Genomic DNA, 25,013 nt, shown 5'->3' with positions numbered 1-25,013 from the left:
AAGGTAAGCAACATGAGAAGAGCAGTGATTACCGGGCTGGGTCTGGTATCCAGTATTGGTAACAATAAGCAAGAAGTGCTTGAGTCTCTGAAATCGGGAGCCAGCGGTATTCGATTCTCCCAGCAGTTTGCAGATATGAATCTGCGTAGCCAGGTCTGGGGCGATATCAAACTGGACGTGAAAGAACATATTGATCGTAAGGCGTTGCGTTTTATGGGCGAGGCGGCCGCCTATGCCTATATCGCCATGCAGCAGGCCATCGAAGATGCCGGATTGCCGGAAGAATTAGTCTCCAATGACCGTACCGGCTTGGTAGCAGGGTCCGGTGGAGCGTCGTCCAAGAATCAGGTAGAGGCAGCCGATATTCTTCGCAACAAAGGCGTGAAGCGCGTCGGCCCTTATATGGTGCCTCGCACGATGAGTAGCACGGTTTCGGCCTGCTTAGCTACGCCCTTTAAAATTCGTGGCATGAACTATTCTATCGCCTCGGCCTGTGCCACCAGTGCCCACTGTATCGGCCACGCCGTGGAACAGATCCAACTCAATAAGCAGGACGTTGTATTTGCCGGAGGCGGTGAAGAAGTGGACTGGACTCTGGCAATGGAGTTTGACGCCATGGGCGCGCTCTCCACCAAGCGGAATGAGACGCCGGACAAGGCTTCGCGCACCTATGACGCTGACCGTGACGGTTTCGTGATCTCCGGTGGCGGTGGCATGGTCGTGGTTGAAGAACTGGAACATGCGTTGGCACGTGGCGCGACCATCTATGCTGAAGTCACCGGTTATGGCTCGACCTCAGATGGTTTTGACATGGTTGCCCCAAGCGGCGAAGGCGCAGTGCGCTGTATGCAGCAGGCTTTGGCAACTGTCGACGGTGATATCGATTATTTGAATACCCACGGCACTTCTACGCCGGTGGGGGATGTTAAAGAGTTGGCCGCGATCCAGGAAGTATTTGGCGGTAAATCTCCGGCCATCAGCGCTACTAAGGCAATGACCGGCCATGCCTTGGGGGCAGCCGGTGTGCACGAAGCGATTTATTCGTTGCTGATGATGCAGGAAGGCTTTATCGCACCTTCGGTGAATATCGACAATCTGGACGAAAAGGCTGAGGGACTGGACATTGTTACTCAGGCGCGTGAGCAGGCAGTGAATCGCGTTATGTCCAACAGCTTCGGCTTTGGTGGTACCAATGCCACTTTGGTGATGGAGAAGTACCAAGGCTAACCTCCGACTAAAGGCGTAGAAGCAAGCGAAAGCCCGTGCTTTAAGTACGGGCTTTTTACCGTTAAAATCTCCTATGAATCCATACTTGATCAAGAGGCGTTGTGACACGGCTTATTCTGCTAGGGTTATTCATTTTGACCAGCGTTGGTCACGCTGAGCCCTGGCGTATTACCACCGAGCCTTTTCCGCCGTACTTTGCCCCTAACCTTAAAAATCAGGGCTGGTTGTCCGAGGTTACCCTGACTGCGCTAAAAGAGCAGGGCATAGAGGCACAGATCGAGTTCGTTCAGTGGAGCCGGGCCATGAAGTTGGCCCAGAGCGGGCAAAGAACCGCCGTTCTGGGAGCTTATTACAAGCAGAGCCGCGCCAGCCAATTCCTCTACAGTGTACCCGTTGCAGAGTCACACACAGGACTGATACAGCGCCGTAACGGCAAGCTTAGCTTTAACGGTGAGCTGACCAGCTTAAAGCCCTATGTGATCAGCAAAGGGGAAAATTACGCCGTCAGCGAGGCCTTCGATAATGCGCCCTTTTTGAGCATTACCCGCACGCGGGATCTGCCCACCAGTTTGTATATGCTGCTGCGCGGTCGGGTGGAGTTAGTGGCGGGGACCCATGAGGTGGCAAAATACTGGCTCAGCCATGATGACCGTTTAACTGAGCTTGGCGGTTTGAAGAAGGTGGAATTTATTAAACCCGAATTGGCGACCCATCGTCTCTATTTGATTTTCCCGATCGTGGATGCTGAGTCAGAGCAGCGCCGAAAAACCTTTGCCATCGGTATGAAAAAACTGGCCAACAGCGATGAACTGACGGATATCCTCAGTCGCCATGGTTTTTCCTTAAGCGAGCAGCAGCAATATAAGCAGCGAATTTTAGATTCGGCTTTTTCGCCCTAGGCAGGCACAATAGCCGCAGTGATCTTTACGGACTATCCATCTTACTTATGAAATTGCTTTATGAGCAGTCGGTGCTGGAAGCTCCGACGTTTTTTGCCCAACTGGGCGATTGTCAGCCGTTTAAGTCTGGCACTCTGCAACCACATCATCTTAAAGACGTAGACGCTCTGTTGGTGCGCTCCACTACTGCCGTTACCCCCGAGCTATTGTCCCAGGCTGACAAGCTTCAGTTTGTGGGCACAGCGACGGCAGGGACGAATCATGTCGATAAAACTTATCTGGCTGAGAATGATATCCGATTTGTCTCTGCAGCAGGCTGTAACGCCGAAGCGGTGGCAGAGTACGTCATCAGTGTGTTGGTGATAATGGCTCTGAAGAATGGCTGGCAGCTCACAGATAAAAAGGTGGGGGTTCTTGGAGCCGGCCATGTGGGGACGGCGCTCAGCCGTAAGCTGGATGCTTTGGGGGTAGCGTACCGGCTGTGCGACCCTCCGCTGGAGCAAGCTGGCGACGCCCGCGTGTTTCATCCGCTGGATGCATTGATGGAGTGTGACGTTATCAGTCTGCATGTGCCCTTGGTGGAAGAAGGGCCGTACTCCACTCGAAACCTGTTCGGTGCTGAGCGTTTGGCAAACTTGAACCGCTCTCAGCTTTTGATCAATGCCTGTCGCGGAGAAGTGGTGGATAACCAGGCTCTGCTTGAGCTCTTTAAACAGGGCTGGGACGGCAATGTGGTTTTAGATGTGTGGGATAAAGAGCCCGATATCGAGCTGGGTTTACTGCCTTATGTGAAGCTGGCCACTGCTCACATCGCCGGACATACTCTGGAGGGTAAGGTCAGGGGCACAGCCATGTTATACCAGGCCCTTTGCCAACATCTGGGTGTTGAGGAGACGCTGACATTGTCCGGGATACTGCCTGAACCTGATTTGCCGACGCTCGACATACGCCAGGCTAAGACACTGGAGCAGGCACTTCAGGCGGCGGTGTTACCGGTGTACGATGCACGCGCGGACGATAGACAGTTTCGCGACCGGGTAACTGGCCCTGAGGCGTTTAATTATATCCGGCGGCACTATGCTATAAGAAGAGAATTTGCCGCGGCGCAACTTTGTACTGGAAATTCGCCCTTTTCAGAGGCAATCTACCGACTCGGATTTAATCAAGCCTAAGGAGTAAGTTATCCATGTCCCGTGCCTTTGATGTAGCTGTGCTGGGCGCTACCGGTCTGGTAGGTCAGCATATGATTGAAATTTTGGAAGAGCGTCAATTTCCCATTAACAAGCTCTATCCTCTAGCCAGCGCTCGCTCTGCGGGTGGTAAGGTGACCTTCAAAGGCGAAGAGATTACCGTACAGGACGCGGATAAATTTGACTGGAGTCAGGTTCAACTGGGCTTTTTCTCCGCGGGTGGCAGTGTTTCAGAAAAGTTTGCGCCTATCGCGGCAGAGGCAGGCTGTGTGGTGATCGATAATACCTCACAGTTCCGTTACGACCCGGATGTTCCATTGGTGGTTCCAGAAGTGAATCCTGAGGCGTTGGCGGAGTTTCGCAATCGTAATATTATTGCCAACCCGAACTGCTCTACCATTCAGATGCTGGTCGCATTGAAGCCGATTCACGATGCGCTGCATATCAGCCGGATTAACGTGGCCACCTACCAGTCGGTTTCCGGTTCAGGAAAGTCGGCGATGGAAGAGCTGGCCAAGCAGACTGCGGACTTGCTCAGTGGCCGGGAGGCCAAGGTGGAAGCTTATGATCGGCAGATTGCCTTCAACGCGATACCTCACATCGATGTATTCCAGGATAATGACTACACCAAGGAAGAGATGAAGATGCACTGGGAAACCCAGAAAATCTTCGCCGATGATGCCATTTTGGTAAATGCTACGGCCGTTCGGGTACCGGTGTTTTACGGTCATGGCGAGGCGGTGCACCTGGAAACCCATCAACCGGTGGATATTGAGCAGGTCAAATCGCTACTGCGCCAGGCTCCGGGTGTTGTGTTAATGGAAAATCGGGAAGACTTTCCGACTCAGGTCGGTGATGCCAGTGGTAAAGACGAGGTATTTGTTGGCCGGGTGCGTGCGGACTATACCCATCCTCATGGACTCAATTTATGGGTGGTATCGGATAATGTGCGCAAAGGTGCCGCCACTAACAGTGTCCAGATTGCCGAAGTCCTTATTCGCGACTACCTGTAAGCTTTCCTCCAGGCCCGAGTTTTCGGGCCTGTCTGTGTTCCTTTCTCGATTACCTCGTATAGAGGTCGCCTGTGTGTTGAAGATGAATCAGCGTTTATGCCCGTCCGTATGGGCTTGTAATCATTCAGCAAGACTATACGGATTGGTATTATCTGGTTTATAGTTCCGATATGGAACATAACTTGCTGAAATCTCAGTTAACGTCAAATAAAATACGCCAGAGTAAAGGCGATTCAGGGGCAGCAAAGGAAACCGTATGAGCAAGCGACATTGGTGGCAATGGTTGATAGTAGTGTGCTGGGTACCACTTGCTGCCAGCGCCGCTGAGTTTCAGTCCGTGCCCATCAAGGGGCCGAAAAATACGACACGTCAATTTTCTGGCGTGGTCTATGGCCCGATAGACTCTTCCGATACCTTGTGGCAAATCGCCCGGCGCTACCGTCAGAACCAAGAGCTGAGCATCTATCAGGTCATGTTGGGCATATACCAGCTTAACCCCAAAGCCTTTGATCGCGATAATCTCAACCTGCTGGTTAACGGTTCCATGCTTAAGCTACCCAGTGAGGAGTATATTGCCCGTATCGATCCTGAGCGGGCCAAGCAGAGGGCCGAGCAGGACGAACGCCAATGGCAGCAAATGCAGCCCAGGCAATCTTCTGCCGCTGATAAGAATATAAAGCCGCCACAGGAGTCGGCCAGCACTCAGGAACTCAAGGCGACCCGCCTGGCTCTGGAGGAGCGGCTGGAGCGCCTGGATCGTGAATCCAGACGGCAATTTGAGGCACTCAGGGAGCAACTGGGCAGCTCCATCGATAGTGTCAGTTCCCTATTAAATGAAAACCAACAAATTTATCAGCGACTGGATAAGGTCAATGCCGAGATCGAAGATCTGCGCTCACGAGTGGGTGAAGAGGGTGAGATCCAGCAGCAGATGCAGCAACTACTGGCGTTGCAGAATGAGATGCTGGCTATGTCTCGCGCCGCCGAACAAGAAAAGAAGGCCTCGACGGACTGGTTGTCTCATCCTGCCGTATTGATCAGTGCCGGCATCTTGCCGGCTATTCTGTTGCTGGGAGGGCTGTTTTATTTATTAAAACGGCGTACTCGACAAGATCATTCTCAAGAAGAAACTGAGTCGGAAGCGTCCGCTCCTAAATCAGCGCCGGAGCCCACAAAAGAGAGTGCACCTGCCGATGACTCGGCTATGGATAATCTGTCCGATGCCTTAAGCGAAGAGTTAGGTGATGAGTCCGGAGACGACTTGGACGATGAGTTATTCGGCGACGATCTGATGGACGATGTTCTCACCGAGCAGGATGATGACACCGATCTGGACGATTTGTCCGAAGAAATGCTGGTGCCGGAAGATAAACCCGAAGAAGAACCGGGTGATGATGATGGATTCCTGGATCAGGATGAGCTGGACAACCTGTTTGAAGACGACGAAGAGCAAGACGGGGAGTCCTTCGATTTGTCTGAGCCGGTAGAAACTGAATCTGAACCAGAGCAAGAGCCAGAGACGGAAGCCGCCCCGGAGCCAGAGAAGAAAAACGAAGAACCCCTGCCTGATGCCGAGCCCGATATCCAGTCACAGCAACCAGAAGCTGAGCCTGATGATGGCAGTCTGGATGTGTCTAAGTTAAGTCCGGAAGATAACCTCACCGATGAACTGATGGACAAGCTGGAAGATCGCATCAGTTCTCAAAATGAGGAAATCGATCAGCTGACGGATGAATTAGCTTCCGAGTTGGAAGAGGCTGACAACGCTCAGGAAGAACTGGCCGATGAATTACTGACCGATGTGGACCAGGATGACGGTGATGAGTTGCTGGTGGACGAAGACGAACAGACAGCACCAGATGAACCGGCAACTGAAGATATCGATGACATCCTCAGTGAACATGGAGCCTCTGAAAATACGGCTCAGGAATCAGAGCCTGACGCTGGACAATCGGACATATCGGATGAATCGGGCGATGAGTCAATGGCCGAGGAGGCCGCGCCGGAAAAAGACAGCGAACAACAAAAAGCTGAGCCAGACGCTGAAGTACAAGAGTCTGACGAGAGTGATGAGCAGCCTTCAGACAGCCCAGAACGTTCCGAACAGGATGATCTTGCCGATGAACTGCTTGCTGAGATGGACATGTCGTCAGAGGACAGTGACCAGCAAGACGCCGATACGATTGAGGATGCCGAGTTTAATGAGACAGGGACGGCCAGTGAGGCTGAAGATGCGCCGCAAGAAGCCGAGCCGAGGTCGGAGCAGGATGAGTTAGCCGATGAACTTTTATCCGATTTGGAGCAAGAGGTCGCTCAGCAGGAAGATAGCGAAACCCTTCAGGATGAACTCAGTGACGAACTGTTAGCCGAGTTAAGCGAAGAAGAAGAACAGGCCTCGGCCGAGCAGGATCAACTGAGCGACGAATTGCTTGAAGAGCTGGAACAGGATCTCGAGCAGCAGACGGAAGACGACTCAGAAGCGGTGTCTGAGGAGACTCCGACTGAGGATGGGGACGCCACCGAGCCTGACTCAGGCCGGACTGACGAATCGGAGCAGGCTGATGAGGATGGTACGGCCACCGAAGAATCATCCGGACAACCAGAAAATGAAACAGCCTCAACCGAACAGTCTGATGATGAAGATATCATCAGCGATGAAGAACTGGATGCCGCGCTCGAGGAAATGGACCTGACCTTTGGTGACAGTGCCGAGCGAGCCTCTGATGAGGATGACTCAGATCAGGCTGAGCCTGACCCTCTGGATGAGGCGTTGCAGGATTTGGACGAAGAGCCGACGGAGTCGGGCGAGGAAGCGACGACAGATTCCGATGAGGAGCGTCAGTTACGGGAGGAACTCGAGGAGCTACCGGATCTAGGCGATTGGTTGGGTGAAGATGATGAGGACAAGTCTGAATCGGGAGAATCAGAACAAATAGTGACGGAAACGCCGGATTCTCAAGATGATGATCTGGATATTGAAGCCTTACTCAGTGAGTCCGATGATACGCCGGTGGCAGAAGAAGATGGGGCACAGGAGAGCGAGGACTTTCTGGATATTGATGCCTTGATGGATGAAAGCCTCGATGCCGAAGCCGAAGAAGGTGAAGAAAAGCCCCTGGATATTGACGTGGATCTGGATGCGTATACCGATGCTCAAGATAATGATGAGCTGGTGGATGTGGACGAAGACAGCGGCATGGGAGCTAAGATGGATCTGGCGAGGGCGTATCTGGAAATGGACGATAAAGAGTCCGCCATTGAACTGCTCGAGCAGGTTGCTGAAAAAGGCAGCGAGGGTCAAAAGCAAGAAGCGCAGGCTTTAATCAGCGAATTACAAAGTGAGTGATTGGCGACAGAGTGAGCCATATGCGCCTTTTAAATTCGCTATAATGGCGCAAACTTGGATTTGAGAGTCCCCATGCGTATTGCCCTTGGTATCGAATATGACGGTTCGGCTTATTATGGCTGGCAACGCCAGCAGGAAGTGAACAGTGTCCAGCAGGAGCTGGAAGCTGCACTCAGCAGAATTGCCGATGAACCTATCCAACTTCAATGTGCCGGTCGGACTGACGCCGGCGTCCATGCCACCGGTCAGGTGGTTCACTTCGATGTTACCCGACCTCGCCAGATGCGAGCCTGGACTTTGGGTATGAATGCTAACCTGCCTAAAGACATTGCGGTGAAGTGGGCTCAGGAAGTGCCAGAGCGGTTTCACGCCCGATTCGAAGCCACAGCCCGTCGTTACCGCTACATTATTTATAACAAACCTTTGCGTGGCGGCATTCTGGGTCAGGGAGTGACGCACTATTATAGCCCACTGAATGTCGATCATATGCAGCAGGCCGCTGAGTGCCTGATCGGCGAGCATGACTTCAGCTCGTTCCGGGCCGCTATCTGTCAATCCAGGTCACCCTGGCGTAATGTTACTCATCTGAGGCTAAAACGCTTTGGTGATTTTGTAGTGCTGGATATTCAGGCCAATGCCTTTGTTCATCACATGGTACGTAATATCACCGGTTCGCTGTTGGAGATTGGCAGTGGTCGACGGCCTGTGGAATGGTTACAGCAGGTATTGGAAGCGCGGGATCGAACTCAGGCCGGACCCACTGGAAAGCCTAATGGTTTGTATTTGGTTAAGGTCAGTTATCCGGCCGATTATGGTTTACCCCAGCCGCCTATGGGACCATTGTTCTTGCCGGACGATGACTTCTAAGACCAGTTTTTTTTACGCGAAACAAGCATTTTATGCTTTAATGACGCACAATTTACCGACAGTGATTTCACTGGGCTGACACGGTTATACCCATGTGTGTAAACGAGCCCGAAAAACCGAGTTTAAAGGAATTCCATGAGCTGGATAGAGAAAATATTGCCTCGTACCCAATCCTCCTCGAAAAGTAATGTCCCTGAGGGCGTGTGGTCGAAATGTACCTCTTGTCAGGCGGTGCTTTATCGGCAGGAACTGGAGCGTCAGTTAGAGGTATGCCCTAAGTGCGATCATCATATGCGTATCACCGCCCGTGCGCGCCTGAATAGCTTTTTGGACCAAGGTGAGCGGGAAGAGCTGGGTAAGGAGCTTGAGCCACAGGATGTACTCAAGTTTAAAGATTCCAAAAAATATAAGGATCGGATTGCGGCAGCACAAAAGTCCACCGGTGAGAAAGACGCCTTGGTGGCCATGCGCGGCAAGCTCAAAGGTATGCCAGTGGTAGCGGTGTCGTTTGAATTTGCTTTTATGGGCGGCTCTATGGCCTCGGTAGTAGGTGCCCGCTTTGTGAAAGCCGTTGAGGCTAGTATCGAGCACAATACTCCTTTGGTTTGTTTTTCCACCAGTGGTGGTGCCCGCATGCAGGAAGCTCTGCTGTCGTTGATGCAGATGGCCAAGACCAGTGCGGCTCTTGCCAAAATGAGTGAAAAAGGCCTGCCTTATATCTCTGTGCTAACCGATCCCACCATGGGTGGGGTTTCGGCCAGCCTGGCCATGTTAGGCGATATTAATGTGGCGGAACCTAAGGCTCTCATCGGCTTCGCGGGCCCTCGTGTAATCGAACAAACTGTGCGGGAGAAGCTGCCCGAAGGTTTCCAGCGCAGTGAGTTTTTGCTGGAAAAGGGCGCCATTGATATGATCGTGGATCGTCGCGAAATGCGTGATAAATTGTACAGTGTGTTAAGTAAGTTACATCATCAGCATTAATGACTGACTCACAGCATCCCCCGCTACCAGCCACCCTTGATGGGTGGCTGAGTTATTTGGAATCCATTCACCCTCAGTCCATCGACATGGGACTGGAGCGAGTGCAGCAGGTTTATCAGCGTCTGGCCTTAGACTGGTCCGGCACTCAGGTGGTGACGGTTGCCGGCACGAATGGCAAAGGCAGTACCTGTGCCCTGATTGAACAAGGCTCGATGCAGGCGGGTAAAACCTGCGCTGTATACAGTTCTCCCCACTTGGTGGATTATCGCGAACGGGTCCGGGTCAACGGGGCCTGGCTTAGCGAGGCTCGTCATTGTGCGGCTTTCACCAAGGTTGAGCAGGCGCGAGGCGATATCAGTCTGACGTACTTCGAGTTCGGTACTCTGGCCGCTTTGCAGCTGATTGCAGAGTCTGATGCAGAGTTGGCCATACTGGAGGTGGGCTTAGGCGGACGTCTGGATGCAGTGAATGTCGTGACGCCGGATCTGGCGATAATTACCAGTATCGATGTGGATCATAGTGCCTTTCTGGGCGATACCCGGGAACAGATTGCTGTTGAAAAGGCAGGCATTGTGCGTCCCGAAGCCCGGGTGCTGATTGGGGAACCTAACCCTCCTGTGACTCTGGTCAGCGCCATGGCTGAGCGCAGCGCCAGGGTTCTCTGGTTAGGAAAGGACTTTGGTTATCAAGACGTTGAGTCTGGCTTTAAGGGCTGGCTGGGTCAGCGGCCCCTGACGACTGATATCACCCCTAAGTTGCATCCCGCTAATGTGGCTACGGGGTTGATGGCCTTGCAGCAACTGGCTTTACTGGAAAACTTGGAGTTAACGGCGCTGCTGAAACAGATACAGCTTACCGGTCGCTGCCAGATTGTGGCTGACAAGCCGTGTGTGATGGTGGACGTGGCGCATAATCCTCAGGCTGTGGCGTATCTGTGCCAGCGTATCGGTCAGATGAATTATGATCGACTGCATTTGGTGGTAGGGATGCTGAAGGATAAGGCCGTGGTCGAAAGTCTGGAGCCATTTTTCGGATTGACTGCAAACTGGTATCTGGCCTCGCTACCACCACCGCGAGGGCTAACGGCGCAGGACTTAAATTCCCTGCTGCCAGACACGCAAACTATGTTAACATTCGACGCCGTTGAGACTGCTCTGGATGCGGCGTTGCAGCAAGCCGGTGAGCAGGATCTTATCCTGGTATTTGGCTCTTTCCTGACGGTGGGAGCGGTCTTAAATCGTTACCAACCAATGTCGGGTTAATGGAGGTTATGTGTCCTCAGCGTTTCAGAATCGTTTAGTGGGTACGGTCATTCTCGTGGCCTTGGCCGTGATCTTTTTACCGGATATTCTGGACGGGAAAAAAGCCGCCCATAAGGACAGTTTTGTTGCGGTACCGGAGCAACCTGAGTCGCGCCCGGTAGCCGAAACTCAGCCTTTCCCGGTGGAAGCGGTTAAACAACGCGCCAACCGTAAGGTTGAGATCGTCAATGAAACAGCGGTCGACGACCCCGCCCCCCAGACGCAAGAACAGCCAATAGTTGAAACCACACAAAGCGCTTCACAAAGCAGCCCGCTCTCCTCCGAAACCCAACAGCCAGTCAATGACTACCCAGTGGCTGAGGCCGGTGAGCCAGAAAATGAAGCGGTTAGCGCAGGGTGGGTGGTTCAACTGGGTAGCTTTCGCCACAATAAGAATGTGCAGGAGCTCAAGACGACCCTGAAGAAGGCCGGTTATCGGGTCTTTACTCGTCAGGTCACGACCAGTGCCGGTGAGCTGACCAAGGTGTTTGTCGGTCCCGAACTCAAGCGCGAGCCATTAGAGCAAGCGTTGCCTCATTTGAATCAATTAACGTCACTCAAAGGTAAGATCACCACTTTTAAAGTGGACTAATAGCCAGCTTTTGTTAAAATTCGCGCGGCTATTTTTCTACCTGCGGCGGCATGAACTGGATCGACTTTGTAATTCTGGCAATTATCCTGCTGTCTACTCTGATTAGCCTGGTAAGGGGCTTTGTCAAAGAGGCAGTGTCGCTGGCAGTCTGGTTTGCCGCATTTTTTGTCGCCAGTCAATTTTATCAGGACTTGGCCCGCTTTCTGACTAATTTCTCCGATGAGTTGCTGCGCAACGGCGTGGCCATCGCCATATTATTTGTTACCACCCTGATCCTGGGGGCCCTGTTGAACTATCTGATCGCTCAGATGGTCCACTATACCGGGTTATCCGGTACTGATCGTGCATTAGGGGTGGTATTTGGATTGATTCGCGGCGCTTTGGTGGTCAGCGCTCTGTTGTTCTTTATGGACGCCTTTACCGGCTTTCCGAACGCTCAGTGGTGGCGGGAGTCGGTGCTGATCCCCGAGTTTCGAATTGTTATCGAGTGGTTCTTTGAATATTTACAGAACCATTCGTCGTTTTTAAACCCTGCTCAAAAATAGGTAATCTGCATGTGTGGTATCCTTGGAATCGTTGGTAAAAGCCCGGTCAATCAAGCCTTGTACGACGGCCTGACGGTGTTACAACACCGTGGTCAGGACGCTGCTGGTATTGTGACTGTGGAAGACAGTATGTTCCACCTGCGTAAAGCCAACGGTCTGGTACGGGACGTATTCCATAGCCGTCATATGCAGCGTCTGACCGGCAACTTTGGTATTGGCCATGCGCGATATCCCACTGCGGGCTCGTCAAGTTCGGCGGAAGCCCAGCCCTTCTACGTCAATTCACCGTTTGGCATCGCCTTTGCCCATAACGGTAACCTGACAAATGCCCATGAACTGGCCGATGAGGTGTTCCGCATTGCACGCCGGCATATTAATACGACTTCAGACTCTGAGCTGTTGTTGAATATCTTTGCCCACGAGTTGCAGTCTTCCCCAGGTCTGACGCTGACGCCGGATGATGTGTTTAACGCCGTACAGAAGGTGCACAGTAAGATCCGAGGTGCCTATGCGGTGGTATCGGCCATTATTGGTCACGGAATGGTGGCGTTTCGAGACCCTCACGGTATTCGCCCTCTGGCGCTGGGCAAGCGTCAGACTGAGCAAGGGGATGAATACATGGTGGCTTCGGAGAGCGTTGCTATGGATGTAGTGGGCTTTGAGTTTATCCGCGATGTGGCGCCCGGTGAGGCCATCTATGTGACCGAAGACGGTCAGTTGCACACCAAACAGTGCGCGCAGCCTGCTGAACATACCCCCTGTATCTTTGAGTTTGTGTATTTTGCACGCCCGGATACTTTTATCGATGACATGTCGGTGTATGCCTCGCGAGTAAATATGGGCCGCAAGCTGGGTCAGAAGATTGCGCGCGAGTGGGCCGATCTGGATATCGACGTGGTGATCCCGATTCCGGAAACCTCCTGTGATATTGCTTTGCAGATTGCCCAGGAGTTGGATTTGCCTTACCGCCAGGGGTTTGTGAAGAACCGCTATATAGGTCGGACTTTTATAATGCCCGGACAGACCATGCGCAAAAAGTCGGTCCGCCGGAAGTTGAACGCTATTTCGGCCGAATTCAAAGGCAAGAACGTACTCCTGGTGGATGACTCTGTCGTGCGGGGGACGACGTCCGAGCAGATTATTGAGATGGCCAGGGAATCAGGCGCCAACAAGGTTTACTTTGCTTCTGCCGCTCCGGAAATCCGTTTCCCTAATGTGTATGGTATTGATATGCCATCGGCTAATGAGCTGATTGCCCATGGCCGAGACCTGGATGAAATTTGCCAGTTGATTGGCGCTGATGGTTTGGTGTTCCAAGACCTGACCGATCTGGTGGAAGCGGTTCGTCTGGAAAACCCATCCATCAAACGCTTTGAAACGTCGGTCTTTGACGGTGAGTACATTACCGGTGATGTGGATCAGGAGTATCTGAATCACATAGACCGCTTGCGGAATGACGGGGCTAAGTCTCAGAGCCGAGTGGAGCACAGTAACCTGGAAATCCACAATATGGATAACTAAAAAAAGCCGCTCGATGAGCGGCTTTTTTTGAGCTCTACTTTGGGAGCCAGTCTAAGCACTCACATACTGTGGTCCCAGACCGTAACTCCAGAGGATCACCGTCGCGGCCATTAGTACCACCAACAGTACCAGGCCGCAGGTGACAACCGAGCTGGAGTAGATGAAGCCTTTCTCCTCGGGGATGTGCATTAAAATAGGTACACCGGAATATAGCAGGTACACCGAGTAACTTAATCCAGCCAGTCCAACAAGCATCATAAACCAGAGCTCAGGGTAGAAGGCGGCAAACCCGACCATGAATAATGGCGTTGCTGTGTATACCGCTAGTTCAAAGGATTGGGTGAAAGTGGGTTTGGCATCAAAGGTACCAGCCATCCATTGAATGAGGTAGGCAAGAGCAAAGACTCCGGCAACCAGAGCGACATACATGGCTCCGCCCATCACCATAGCGCTGTCTGTGGTCAGCCGGATAGGGTCGCCCACGCCGATACTCCAGCCAATATGGGCCGCGGAATAATAGCCCATCAGGGTGGGGATTAGCGCCATGATCAACACATGTACCAGGCTGTAACCGATACCCTCATGACGTTTGTCGATGGTGTGCCACTCTTCTTTAGGGTGAGCGTAAAGGCCCCATAAGTGATTTAAGATCATAGCTACCTCAGCGGTTGTTGTAGAATGTTAAAATTTAACAACTTATTAACCTTTAGTTTCTGTCAGAATGGGGACAGGGTCAACCTGTTTCAATCTTATGCGTGGAAAAAGTTCTGATTACCGGCCATAGAGACCTTCAACAACCCAGTAAGCCTAAAAGCTGCGCTGGCTAGGCTAGCCGAATGTTATTACAATACGTCCTTTTTCTGAGCTAGAGGAACCCGGTGAAAGCATTACTGGCGCCTATCAACGCGTTTTTGCACTGCAAGACTCCTGATAACTGGCTTGAGCACGCCTCCAGGCCCGAAAACTTACCGGTGTTGCTCATCGACCATGCCAATTGTGAGCTGAAGGCCGCGCAAACGGCGGTATGGTTGATGCGTCGTTATGCTGCAGGTCATGAGGCGGGGCAGCAACTGATGCAGTGGCTGAAGCCCTATGAAGATTATGTTTACCGTCAGGCTCGCAGTGACAGTGTGTTTGATACGCCGGCACCGGCCAAAAAGAACATGCAGCGAGAAGAGAGTCCGCTGGCCGATGCCATTATCGATAAGATGATGTTATTGGTGAAGGAGGAGTTACATCACTTCCAGCAGGTGGTTGAGATCATGCAGCAGCGCGGCATTCGGTATCGTAATCTTCCGGCGGCCCGCTATGCACGAGGATTGATGAAGGAAGTTCGTACTCACGAGCCCGCCGCGTTAGTCGACAGGCTCATTTGTGGCGCCTATATTGAAGCTCGCTCCTGCGAGCGCTTTGCGCGTCTGGCACCCTTGGTGGATAGGCAGCTTGAGCAGTTTTACATCTCTTTATTGCGCTCCGAAGCGCGCCATTTTGAAGATTATTTAAGCCTTGCCCAGCAGGCCAGCAAAGAGCCTATTGAAGAGCGTGTCAGACGCTTCGGGCAACTTGAAGCGAGTCTGATCGAGCAGCCCGACGAGGATTTTAAGTTTCACAGTGGTATCCCTCTGACGTCAATGTCTGAATGACTGTCATTATTTCTTGCCAGTTAATTCGGGCTCTCCTAGTATTGTAGAAACGGCCTCTGCTTTTGCCGTACCCCCAATATTGACTGTGGAACAATCACTTATGCGCAAGAACCTGCCCGTCACCCGTGTGGAACACCAACTGGGGGATGGAGAATATATCGTTTCCAAAACCGACTTAACCGGCCGTATTACCTATATCAATCGCCCGTTTAAGGAGATCAGTGGCTTTTCCGACGATGAATTGATGGGCGAGCAGCACAACATAGTGCGTCACCCGGACATGCCCAGAGAAGCGTTTTTGGATCTTTGGCGAACCCTGAAAGGCGGAGAGGCCTGGCAAGGCATGGTGAAAAACCGTTGTAAAAACGGCGACTATTATTGGGTTGAAGCCAGTGCCAATCCTATCTGGAAGCAGGGCAAGGCGGTAGGCTATATGTCATTGCGTGCCGCGCCCTCTGAGTCTCAGAAGCAAGCTGCTGAGAGTCTGTATAAGGCATTCAGGGAAGGCCGGGTGAAGGGCAAAACCATATGGAAGGGCCAGGTGGTGTCTACGGGTCTGCTGGGTAAACTGAAACGACTTGTTCCTGGCCAGATTCGTTCATGGCTTGCCATTACTAGTGGCGTTTCCATCGTATTGATGTTGTGTCTGGCGATCATTGCCTATCAGCACAGCGGTGAGGTATTGCTGCCTGCATTGATAGCTTTGATGGGGGTAACGACCATTGGTGTAGGCTATTGGGTAGTCAGTCAAAAGTTACTGGCCCCATTGAAAGAGGCTTTATTAGCCTGTCAAACCATAGCGTCTGGCAACCTTGAACGTAATCTGGATACCGACCGTCGCGATGAAGTGGGTAAGTTATTTCATGCCATTAACACCATGGCGGCGAATTTGGACAGCATAGTGACTGATGTGCGCAGTGCCTCTGAGGATCTGGCCAGTGCGTCTGATAATGTGCTGACTACGTCGGATAACCTGTCCCACGACGCCAGTTCTCAGGCTGCTAGTGTGGAACAAACCAGCGCCTCCATTGAGCAGATGACCGTGTCCATTCAGCAAAATGCGGATAATGCGCGGCGAACTGATGAGATCTCCCGAAAGGCGGCAGCCCAAGCCGAGTCGGGTGGTGAAAAAGTATTACGAACCGTTGAGGCCATGAAAGCCATCGCCGAAAAGGTCGCCATGATCGATGAAATTGCTTATCAGACCAACTTGTTGGCCTTGAATGCGTCCATCGAAGCGGGTCGTGCCGGCGAGCAGGGCAAAGGCTTCGCGGTGGTGGCCGACGAAGTCCGTGAATTAGCCGAGCGCTGCCGGGTGGCCACCACCGAGATTGGCGATGTGGCAAAAAGCAGTGTCGGTCTTGCCGAGGATGCGGGGGAGCTGTTTAAAGATATGTTGCCGACCATCAATGAAACCTCATCGTTGGTACAGGAAATCGCTGCAGCCTGCGCCGAACAGGCTGAGGGCGCGGAGCAGGTCGCTAAGGCGATGGAGCAGATTACGCAAGGTACTCAGAATAGTGCGACCGCTGCCAATGAACTGATGGATACCTCTAAGAATATGTCGGTTCAGACATCCATGCTGAACCAGTTAATGGGCTTTTTTAGCACTCGGAAGTAGTGGCCAGGGGCCTTTGGGTCAGCGTCAGGGAGTCGGGTTTAGCCACCAGGATACTGCCTTGTTCATACCAGTCGCCGAGTACAATGCGTTCAGCGGGACGGCCGTCTATTTCGAACTGGTGAACGGCGGGACGATGGGTATGGCCGTGAATCAGGCGTTTGACCCCTGTTTGACCCATCACTTTCACCACTTCGTCAGGTGTCACATCCATAATCTCTTCTGGTTTGATGGCATTGCCCTCGGCACTTTGACGTCGAGCCTTTTGCGCCACCCGGCGGCGATACCACAAGGGCATGGCTAACATCAAACGGGGCCACCACCAGCCACGAGCTTTACGACGAAAACGCATGTATTCGGTATCCCGTGTACACAGGCTGTCGCCATGCATGATCAGGGTTGGTTCGCCGTACAGGTCGATCACCTGATGCTCGGGCAGTAGCTGAACGCCGCTTTGGCGGGCGAAGCGCTGGCCGATCAAAAAGTCGCGGTTGCCATGAATAAAGTAACAGGGCACACCAGCCTGTGTCAGCTCGGTAAATGCCTGGATGATCTGGCGGTTAAAGGGGCTATCCTCATCATCGCCGATCCAAGCTTCAAACAGGTCGCCTAATACGTAAAGCGCCTCGCAAAGAGGCGCTTCTTCACTCATAAAGCGTAGAAAGGCCCCTGTGATATCGGGGCGCTCGGCACTCAGGTGTAGATCGGCAATAAAAAAGGAATGCAAAGGGTTACTCGTCGATCGTGACCGAGCGAATGATCACCTCTTCGTTAGGCACATTCTGATGGAAACCGAAGTTGCCGGTCTCAACGTCTTTAATCTTATCGGCCACGGCCATACCATCGCTGACCTTAGCAAACACACAGTAGCCCCAGCCGCTTTCCGTCTCATTACGGAAGTTAAGAAAGTCATTGTCGGCCAGATTAATAAAAAACTGGCTGCTGGCTGAGTGCGGATCATTGGTGCGCGCCATAGCGACAGTCCCGCGCTCGTTGGCCACGCCATTGTTGGCTTCGTTTGCAATGGGCTCACGAACCTCTTTTTGCTCCATGCCGCTGGCAAATCCGCCGCCCTGAATCATAAAGCCAGGGATTACGCGATGGAACAGCGTACCGTCATAGAAACCGTCTTTGGCATATTGAATAAAATTAGCCACGGTTGTTGGAGCTTCTTCGCTCAGCATAGTCAGGGCGATGTCGCCGTAGTTGGTGTGTAAGGTAACCTGCATTCTTTGTTCCTGTTCTATAGAGATGGGGATATTTTATCCTAAACCTCACTCCGTGAAAAAGCGTAAATCACGGGTGCAGCGTCGGGCGGCTTATTATAAAATTCGTCCTTCTTGTAACCCATTGCCTTAAACAGGAATTCTTATGCTGCAGATCTACAACACACTGACCCGTTCTAAACAGGAATTTAAGCCGCTGGTACCGGGCAAGGTGGGTCTGTATGTCTGTGGCATTACGGTGTACGACCTCTGCCATATGGGGCACGCCCGCACCTATCTGAGTTTTGATATGATGGTGCGTTATCTGCGTTTTCGCGGCTATGAGGTCAACTATGTGCGCAATATTACCGATGTGGATGACAAGATTATCCAGCGAGCTAAGCAGAATGACGAGTCCTGCGCTGATTTGACTGAACGCACCATTGGCATGATGCACGAGGATTTTGATGCCTTAGGTCTGTTACCAGCCAATCTGGAGCCCCGTGCCACCGAGCATATGGGCGAGATCATTGACCTGATCCAGCGTTTGATGGACAAGGGCCACGCCTACCAGGCCGAATCCGGCGATGTGTTGTTTGATGTCAGCACTTTTGATGCTTACGGTAAGCTCAGCAAACAGGACCTTGAACAGTTGCAGGCAGGCGCTCGGGTCGATGTGGATACCACCAAGACTGATCCGCTGGACTTCGTACTCTGGAAGCTCGCTAAAACCGGCGAACCAAGCTGGTCATCACCCTGGGGCGAAGGCCGCCCTGGTTGGCATATCGAGTGCTCCGCCATGAACAGTAAACACCTTGGCACTCACTTCGATATTCACGGCGGCGGCTCGGATCTGACTTTTCCCCACCACGAAAACGAACTGGCTCAGTCCTGCTGTGCCTACGACACGCCCTATGTGAACTACTGGGTACATAGTGGCATGGTGCAGGTCAATGAAGAGAAGATGTCTAAATCGCTGGGGAATTTCTTCACTCTGCGTGAAGTACTGCATGATTATGACGCCGAGACACTGAGATACTTCCTGTTATCGGCCCACTATCGCAGCCAGCTAAACTATACCGAAGAGAACCTGAAGCAGTCGCGAGCCGCCCTGGAACGGCTGTATACGGCCTTACGGGACGTAACGCCAACGGAAGAAATGGTTGAGGTGGGTGATTATCAGCAACGCTTTATGGCAGCCATGGATGATGATTTTAATACCCCAGAGGCCTACTCAGTGCTGTTTGAGCTGGCGCGGGATATTAATCGCGCTAAAGGGGATGCCGACAAGGCTGGACAATTAGCGGCTTTGCTACGTCATCTCGGAGGTGTGCTGGGACTATTGCAACAAGACCCCAGTCGTTATCTACAAAGCAGTACCGATAGCGACGATGATGAGGTGGCGGTGATCGAATCTCTGATCGCGAAGCGTGCCCAGGCCAGAGCTGACAAAGACTGGGCTGCTGCAGACGAAGCCCGTGATGCGCTGACGGAGATGGGCATTGTGCTGGAAGATGGGCCGCAGGGCACTATCTGGCGCCGCCAGTAAGGTTTCTTGGGACGGCCTGTTCAACAGGCTGTCCCTAAAGTTCAAACCAATACTTCAGTAAGCCTAGTAACACGGTCGAGTATAAAGCCGAGATGGGCAGGCCGTATTTAACAAAATCCAGGTAGCGATATCGCCCGGCGCTGAACACCAGTAAGTTGGTCTGATAGCCGTAGGGTGAAATAAAGCTGGCACTCGCGGCAAAAGCGATCGCCAGCGCAAAGGGCATCACCGGGTAGTCCATGGTCTGAATCAGATTCCACGCGAAAGGGAACATCAGTGCGGCAGCGGCATTATTGGTGACCATCTCGGTCAATAACAGAGTCACCAAATACACCATCACTAAGGCCAGGAACGGGGAGCCGCCGTTAACCAGCGGCATCAGCAAACTGGTAACCTGACTCAACAGGCCGGATTGTTCCAATGCTGTGGCTAGCCCCAGAGCTCCTACGATGACCATGATCAGGTTGACTGGGAGTTGACGGCGTATCTCATTACCAGATAGGACCCCAACCAGTGTTAACAACGCCAGTAACACCAGTAACCCGGTGGTCAGCGGAATCAGGCCTATGGCTCCCAGCGCAATGGCGGCCAGGAAACCTCCTACCGTGAGCCGGTCTTTGTTCTTGCTGAGTTTCTGCTGGATCTGATGTTCGCTGACAAAAAAGAAGTTGCGAGTCAGGTTGTCACGGCCCTGGAAATCTGCGCCGGTGGCGAGCAGCAGGTTATCACCGGCTTGTAACGGAATTTCGCCCAGCTTACCGGAGACGGCCTCGCCTTCTCGGCGGATGGCCACCACAGCGGCGTCAAATACAGCCCGGAAGTTGGCCTGTTTCAAGGTCTTATTGATCAACCAGGAGCGGTTTGAAATCACCACCTCGGTGAGGTTTTCTTTTAGCAGTCCATTGGTCTGCGCAAAAATACTCAGTCCCGGAATGTGAGACAGGGTATCCATGCGTTTTACATTACCGGTAAAGATGAGTTTGTCGTGGGCTTCCAGCACCAGGTCCGGGTGTACCGGGCTAATCAGGTGCCCTTCGCGAACCACCTCTACCAAAAACAGCTCCGGGAGATTTCTGAGGTGATTGTCTTCGATGGACTGCCCCACCAGAGGCGAATCCGCGTCTACCTCGGCTTCGATCAAGTACTGTTTATAGTCATCCTTGGGCTGCTCTAGTTTGGGCAGCATTGGGGATAGTACATACATTAGGCCGCCACAGAGCAACCCAGCGGTGAGACCAAACAGAGTAAAGTCCCAGAACTCAAAACCTGGGTGGCCGTTTTCAATCAGGAAGCTGTCCACAATCAGGTTTGTGGATGTGCCTACTAAGGTCACGGTGCCCCCCAAAATGGCGGCATAAGATAACGGGATCAATAACCGGGACGGCAAGTGACGTTGATTTTGCTTTACCGGTCCGGTCAGGCTGGCAACAATGGCTGTGTTGTTCAAAAGCGCTGATGAGGTAAAGGTTACAGCGAATAACCGCCAGAAGCTTTGAGCATAACTTTTATTGATCAGCTTATGACCAATACTTTTGATCAGTGCCGTTTTATCGATGGCCTGGCTGATAAGAAGCAACAATACGAGTGTAATCAGACCTTTATTGCTCAGACCATGAGTGAGTTGTCCGAGGGACAGCTGGCCACTGGCGATCAGAGCCAGCGATGACATGGCAAAGATAAAGGCGGGGCGCCGGTTGGATAATACCAGCGCCCCGATGGTCAGGATAAAAATCCCTGCTACCAGCCATTGATTGACGTCCATGAAGGTTCCCTACAGCTTGCTGATATCCTGCGCTTGCCAATGGGGGAAGTGCTTACGGATCAAGGCATTGAGTTCCAGTTCGAACTCAGAGAACTGACTCTGCTGCGCCTTTTCTTCCGTTTGCTCGATGACCATGCCAGCACCGACTGTATTATTGGTCAGCCGATCCACCACAATGAAGGCACCGGTTTGACGATTGCGCTGGTAGGGGTCACAAGCCACCGGTTGGGTCAGCTTGATATTGGCGACGGCAATCTCATTCAGGTGCAGGTGAGTGGCCTCCTTGGCGTTTAGGTTATTGACATCAATTTGGTGGTCAATTTCCTGCACGCTGCCGGTCACTGCCTTGGTGGCAAACTTAAACTCATACTGGCTATGTGGCACCAGCGCTTCCTCGTCCATCCAAACCAGGTGGGCCTTATAGTTCGCTCCCAGCATCGGTAAGTTATCGCTTTTCACGATCATATCGCCGCGGGAAATATCGATCTCATCTTTCAGAGTCAGGGTTACGGCCAGCGGCGGGTAGGCATGATCGAGGTCGCCGTCGAAGGTAACGATGCGATCCACGGTTGATTCTTTGCCGGATGGCAGGGCGGTGACCCTGTCGCCGGGACGGATTTCGCCGGACACAATTGTGCCGCAGAAACCACGGAAGTTCAGATCGGGGCGATTGACATACTGTACCGGGAAGCGGAAATCATCGCGGTTTTCGGTTTTCTCCACCGTGATGGTTTCTAAGATTTCCATCAGGGGTTTGCCATCATACCAGGGCGAGTGCTCGCTGGGCTTCACCACATTGTCGCCGTTTAAAGCCGAGATGGGTACAAACTGAATGTCAGGGATATTCAGCTGCTCGGCAAACTCCAGATAGTCGGCCTTAATTTTATCAAACACATCCTGGTCAAAGTCCATCAGATCCATCTTATTGACTGCCACAATGACATGTCTGATACCCAGCAGGGAGGCCAGGAAGGAGTGACGCTTAGTCTGGGTCTTGACGCCACCGCGAGCGTCCACCATAACGATCGCCAGCTCACAGGTGGAGGCACCGGTCACCATGTTACGGGTGTATTGCTCATGCCCGGGAGTGTCGGCGATGATAAATTTACGCTTATCGGTGGAGAAATAGCGGTACGCCACATCGATGGTGATGCCTTGCTCACGCTCGGATTGCAGGCCATCAACCAGCAGAGCCAGATCTACCTGGTCGCCGGTGGTCCCGACTTTCTTGCTGTCTTTCGTAATGGCCGCCAGCTGATCTTCATAGATCATCTGAGAGTCGTGCAGCAAGCGCCCAATCAGGGTACTCTTGCCGTCATCCACACTGCCGCACGTCAGAAAACGCAGCAGGTCCTTGTGCTCATGTTGTTCCAGATAACCAAGGATGTCTTTTTCGAGTAATTCGCTTTGCTCAATCATGCTTTAAACGCTCACTAGGAAATAGGGGTTTAATACGGAATCGGTTTGGTTATAACGCAGCGGCGTCGATTGCTCACTCAGGGGCTTATCCATATCCAGTTCAGACACATAGCCGCCAGCGGCCAGCACCACGGCGTGGGCGGCACCGGTGTCCCACTCACTGGTGGGACCGACTCGGGGATACAGATGAGCCTGGCCTTCTGCGACCAGACACAGCTTCAGCGAGCTGCCCATGGCGACCAACTCAGTGTCACCGTCCAGCTGCTCTAAAATACGCTGGATCTCCGGACTTTGGTGAGAGCGACTGCCAACCACCTTCCAGGGCTCACCACTTTGGTGTGGCTTAGGCTGCAGTGGCGTTTTATTGTCGCCATCCAGCTTGTAGGCTTCTTGTCCGACAATCCCCACATAAGTACTGCTCAACGCGGGCGCATACACCACCCCAAGCTCGGGGTTGCCGTTCTCAATGAGAGCGATGTTGACCGTAAACTCACCGTTTTTCTTGATGAATTCCTTGGTGCCATCCAAAGGGTCGACCAACCAGTAGCGCTGCCATTGACGGCGCTCGTCCCAGTCGATATCGGCGGACTCCTCGGACAGAATAGGAATATCAGACAGGGCGTTAAGTCCTTCGACAATGACCTTATGAGCAGCCAGATCGGCCTCCGTGAGTGGACTTTCGTCCTGTTTCTCATAAATGGCGAAGTCTTTTTGGTAAATGGCCATAATGGCATTGCCGGCTCGCTGGGCGATGGCAACCACTTTGTCGGTCAGAGCTTGATCGATCATGTCAGTCGCCCCTGTTGTTGTAGTGCCTCGATCAAACGGTCGGCGGCCTGTTCGGCGGTTTCTTGCTCATGTTTGAGGTGTACCTCGGGCGCCTTGGGGGCTTCGTAATCAGAGCCGATACCGGTAAAGTCTTTGATGTCCCCGGCGCGGGCTTTTTTATACAGCCCTTTGGGATCGCGCTGCTCGCAGACTTCCAACGGTGTATCCACAAAAACTTCAGCAAATTCGCCGTCGTCTACCAGCTTACGGCAGAAGTTGCGATCGTCTCTGAATGGGGAAATAAACGCGGTGATCACGATAAGCCCCGCGTCCACCATCAACTTGCAGACCTCGCTGATGCGGCGAATATTTTCAACCCGGTCTTTATCACTAAAACCCAGATCCCCACAGAGGCCGTGGCGAATATTATCGCCATCCAGCAGGTAGGTGTGCTTGCCCATCGCCTCAAGTTTCTGCTCCAGAATATTAGCGATAGTGGACTTCCCTGAGCCGCTCAGGCCGGTAAGCCAGATGACCTGAGGCTTTTGGTCTTTGGCTTGAGCACGCACGGCTTTGTCGACTTTGTGTTGGTGCCAGACGATATTCTCGGCCATTAGAAATACCCTTCCATTTTCTTTTTCTCCATGGAGCCGGCGCTGTCATGATCGATGACCCGGCCCTGACGCTCAGAGGTTTTAGTGAGTAGCATTTCCTGAATCACTTCGGGCAGGGTGTCGGCTTTCGAGCGCACCGCACCGGTCAGGGGATAACAGCCCAGAGTTCTGAAACGTACCCATTCTTCTTTCGGGGTTTCACCGTCTTTCAGCGGCATACGATCATCGTCCACCATGATCAGTGTCCCATCACGTTCAACAACAGGACGAGGCTTGGCCAGGTACAGTGAGGGAATCTCAATATTTTCTCGGTAGATATACTGCCAGATATCCAGCTCGGTCCAGTTGGATAAAGGAAATACCCGGATGCTTTCACCCTTATTCACTCGTGAGTTATAGATATTCCACAACTCGGGGCGTTGATTTTTTGGATCCCAGCGGTGATTGGCGTCACGGAATGAGTAGACGCGTTCTTTAGCACGGGACTTTTCTTCATCCCGACGCGCTCCGCCGAAGGCGGCATCAAACTGATATTTATCTAAGGCTTTTTTCAGGGCCTGGGTCTTCATCACGTCAGTATGTACGGCACTGCCGTGGGTAAAGGGGCCAATGCCTTTCTCCAGGCCTTCCTTGTTCTTGTATACCAGTAAATCGAATTGGTATTGCTTGGCCATGCGATCGCGAAATTCGATCATTTCGCGGAATTTCCAGTCGGTATCCACGTGCAGTAAAGGGAAAGGAATACGCCCAGGTGCAAAGGCCTTACGAGCCAGGTGCAGAAGCACCGAGGAATCTTTACCAACGGAGTACAACATCACCGGATTGTCGAATTCGGCGGCCACTTCACGGAAAATATGAATGCTTTCCGCTTCCAGTTGTTTTAAATGGGTAATGCGGTCTTGTGAGATGTCCATGAATTTACTCTGGTTGCAAATGAAGAAATAGTCAGCGAT

At 52.5% G+C, this 25,013-nt stretch carries 22 protein-coding genes; 14 read left to right on the top strand and 8 right to left on the bottom strand.

What is annotated here, in order from left to right; translation table 11 throughout:
* Positions 1-12: 12 nt before the first annotated feature.
* The 11 genes from fabB to purF all read left to right on the top strand — a co-directional run bounded on the left by fabB (position 13) and on the right by purF (position 13,482).
* On the top strand, positions 13-1,227 hold the full coding sequence (gene fabB / locus HMF8227_RS09745; protein WP_109340004.1) for a beta-ketoacyl-ACP synthase I: 1,215 nt from the start codon (positions 13-15) through the stop codon (positions 1,225-1,227).
* A gap of 101 nt (positions 1,228-1,328) precedes the next feature.
* Positions 1,329-2,126: a substrate-binding periplasmic protein gene (locus HMF8227_RS09740; protein WP_109340003.1), complete on the top strand. Its 798-nt coding sequence runs from the start codon at positions 1,329-1,331 to the stop codon at positions 2,124-2,126.
* Between the two features lie 47 nt (positions 2,127-2,173).
* Positions 2,174-3,298 (top strand): 4-phosphoerythronate dehydrogenase, encoded by a 1,125-nt coding sequence (locus HMF8227_RS09735; RefSeq protein WP_109340002.1) that lies wholly within the window; start codon positions 2,174-2,176, stop codon positions 3,296-3,298.
* Positions 3,299-3,312: 14 nt separating this feature from the next.
* Positions 3,313-4,329 (top strand): aspartate-semialdehyde dehydrogenase, encoded by a 1,017-nt coding sequence (locus HMF8227_RS09730; protein ID WP_109340001.1) that lies wholly within the window; start codon positions 3,313-3,315, stop codon positions 4,327-4,329.
* Between the two features lie 256 nt (positions 4,330-4,585).
* Positions 4,586-7,675: a FimV/HubP family polar landmark protein gene (locus tag HMF8227_RS09725; RefSeq protein ID WP_109340000.1), complete on the top strand. Its 3,090-nt coding sequence runs from the start codon at positions 4,586-4,588 to the stop codon at positions 7,673-7,675.
* A 72-nt stretch (positions 7,676-7,747) separates the two neighbouring features.
* Entirely contained in the window at positions 7,748-8,542 is a 795-nt protein-coding gene (gene truA / locus HMF8227_RS09720) for a tRNA pseudouridine(38-40) synthase TruA (RefSeq protein ID WP_109339999.1), read from the top strand.
* 135 nt (positions 8,543-8,677) lie between these two features.
* Entirely contained in the window at positions 8,678-9,523 is an 846-nt protein-coding gene (gene accD, locus HMF8227_RS09715) for an acetyl-CoA carboxylase, carboxyltransferase subunit beta (RefSeq protein ID WP_109339998.1), read from the top strand.
* Positions 9,523-10,785 (top strand): bifunctional tetrahydrofolate synthase/dihydrofolate synthase, encoded by a 1,263-nt coding sequence (folC, locus tag HMF8227_RS09710; RefSeq protein WP_109339997.1) that lies wholly within the window; start codon positions 9,523-9,525, stop codon positions 10,783-10,785. Before accD ends, folC begins: the two co-directional genes overlap by 1 nt.
* A gap of 10 nt (positions 10,786-10,795) precedes the next feature.
* A complete protein-coding gene (locus HMF8227_RS09705; RefSeq protein WP_109339996.1) occupies positions 10,796-11,416 on the top strand; it encodes an SPOR domain-containing protein in 621 nt (206 codons plus the stop codon).
* A gap of 50 nt (positions 11,417-11,466) precedes the next feature.
* The gene (locus HMF8227_RS09700; protein ID WP_109339995.1) at positions 11,467-11,961 is read left to right on the top strand and encodes a CvpA family protein; all 495 of its coding nucleotides are present in this window, start codon (positions 11,467-11,469) and stop codon (positions 11,959-11,961) included.
* A gap of 9 nt (positions 11,962-11,970) precedes the next feature.
* On the top strand, positions 11,971-13,482 hold the full coding sequence (purF, locus tag HMF8227_RS09695) for an amidophosphoribosyltransferase (RefSeq protein WP_109339994.1): 1,512 nt from the start codon (positions 11,971-11,973) through the stop codon (positions 13,480-13,482).
* A 51-nt stretch (positions 13,483-13,533) separates the two neighbouring features.
* Here purF and HMF8227_RS09690 read toward each other — a convergent pair whose 3' ends face one another.
* The gene (locus tag HMF8227_RS09690) at positions 13,534-14,136 is read right to left on the bottom strand and encodes a Yip1 family protein (protein WP_109339993.1); all 603 of its coding nucleotides are present in this window, start codon (positions 14,134-14,136) and stop codon (positions 13,534-13,536) included.
* 224 nt (positions 14,137-14,360) lie between these two features.
* Between HMF8227_RS09690 and miaE the strand changes: the two genes are divergently transcribed.
* Positions 14,361-15,125 (top strand): tRNA isopentenyl-2-thiomethyl-A-37 hydroxylase MiaE, encoded by a 765-nt coding sequence (gene miaE, locus HMF8227_RS09685; protein WP_109339992.1) that lies wholly within the window; start codon positions 14,361-14,363, stop codon positions 15,123-15,125.
* A 100-nt stretch (positions 15,126-15,225) separates the two neighbouring features.
* The gene (locus HMF8227_RS09680) at positions 15,226-16,746 is read left to right on the top strand and encodes a methyl-accepting chemotaxis protein (protein WP_109339991.1); all 1,521 of its coding nucleotides are present in this window, start codon (positions 15,226-15,228) and stop codon (positions 16,744-16,746) included.
* On the opposite strand, the gene lpxH is transcribed toward HMF8227_RS09680, so the two are convergent.
* Both lpxH and HMF8227_RS09670 read right to left on the bottom strand, forming a co-directional pair.
* Positions 16,730-17,470, bottom strand: coding sequence for a UDP-2,3-diacylglucosamine diphosphatase (gene lpxH, locus HMF8227_RS09675; protein WP_109339990.1), 741 nt, complete (start codon positions 17,468-17,470; stop codon positions 16,730-16,732). The two genes, HMF8227_RS09680 and lpxH, sit on opposite strands and share 17 nt — an antisense overlap.
* Before the next feature lie 4 nt (positions 17,471-17,474).
* Positions 17,475-17,972, bottom strand: a complete 498-nt coding sequence (locus HMF8227_RS09670) for a peptidylprolyl isomerase (RefSeq protein ID WP_109339989.1) — start codon at positions 17,970-17,972, stop codon at positions 17,475-17,477.
* A 142-nt stretch (positions 17,973-18,114) separates the two neighbouring features.
* Between HMF8227_RS09670 and cysS the strand changes: the two genes are divergently transcribed.
* Entirely contained in the window at positions 18,115-19,497 is a 1,383-nt protein-coding gene (gene cysS / locus HMF8227_RS09665; protein ID WP_109339988.1) for a cysteine--tRNA ligase, read from the top strand.
* A 34-nt stretch (positions 19,498-19,531) separates the two neighbouring features.
* Here the strand turns inward: cysS and HMF8227_RS09660 are convergent, their stop codons facing one another.
* Genes HMF8227_RS09660 through cysD form a run of 5 tightly spaced genes read right to left on the bottom strand, consistent with a single transcriptional unit; the run spans position 19,532 to position 24,974 of the window.
* On the bottom strand, positions 19,532-21,259 hold the full coding sequence (locus HMF8227_RS09660) for an SLC13 family permease (RefSeq protein WP_109339987.1): 1,728 nt from the start codon (positions 21,257-21,259) through the stop codon (positions 19,532-19,534).
* A 9-nt stretch (positions 21,260-21,268) separates the two neighbouring features.
* Complete coding sequence (gene cysN, locus HMF8227_RS09655; protein WP_109339986.1) at positions 21,269-22,678, bottom strand: sulfate adenylyltransferase subunit CysN; 1,410 nt, start codon at positions 22,676-22,678, stop codon at positions 21,269-21,271.
* A 3-nt stretch (positions 22,679-22,681) separates the two neighbouring features.
* Positions 22,682-23,467: a 3'(2'),5'-bisphosphate nucleotidase CysQ gene (gene cysQ, locus HMF8227_RS09650; RefSeq protein ID WP_109339985.1), complete on the bottom strand. Its 786-nt coding sequence runs from the start codon at positions 23,465-23,467 to the stop codon at positions 22,682-22,684.
* Positions 23,464-24,060, bottom strand: a complete 597-nt coding sequence (gene cysC, locus HMF8227_RS09645) for an adenylyl-sulfate kinase (RefSeq protein ID WP_109339984.1) — start codon at positions 24,058-24,060, stop codon at positions 23,464-23,466. Before cysC ends, cysQ begins: the two co-directional genes overlap by 4 nt.
* Positions 24,060-24,974 carry a sulfate adenylyltransferase subunit CysD gene (gene cysD / locus HMF8227_RS09640; RefSeq protein ID WP_109339983.1) on the bottom strand — a complete coding sequence of 305 codons (915 nt, stop codon included), beginning with the start codon at positions 24,972-24,974 and terminating at the stop codon, positions 24,060-24,062. Before cysD ends, cysC begins: the two co-directional genes overlap by 1 nt.
* Positions 24,975-25,013 lie beyond the last annotated feature (39 nt).

Source organism: Saliniradius amylolyticus, assembly GCF_003143555.1.
Lineage (GTDB): Bacteria > Pseudomonadota > Gammaproteobacteria > Enterobacterales > Alteromonadaceae > Saliniradius > Saliniradius amylolyticus.
This window is presented reverse-complemented; position numbering and strand designations above follow the sequence as displayed.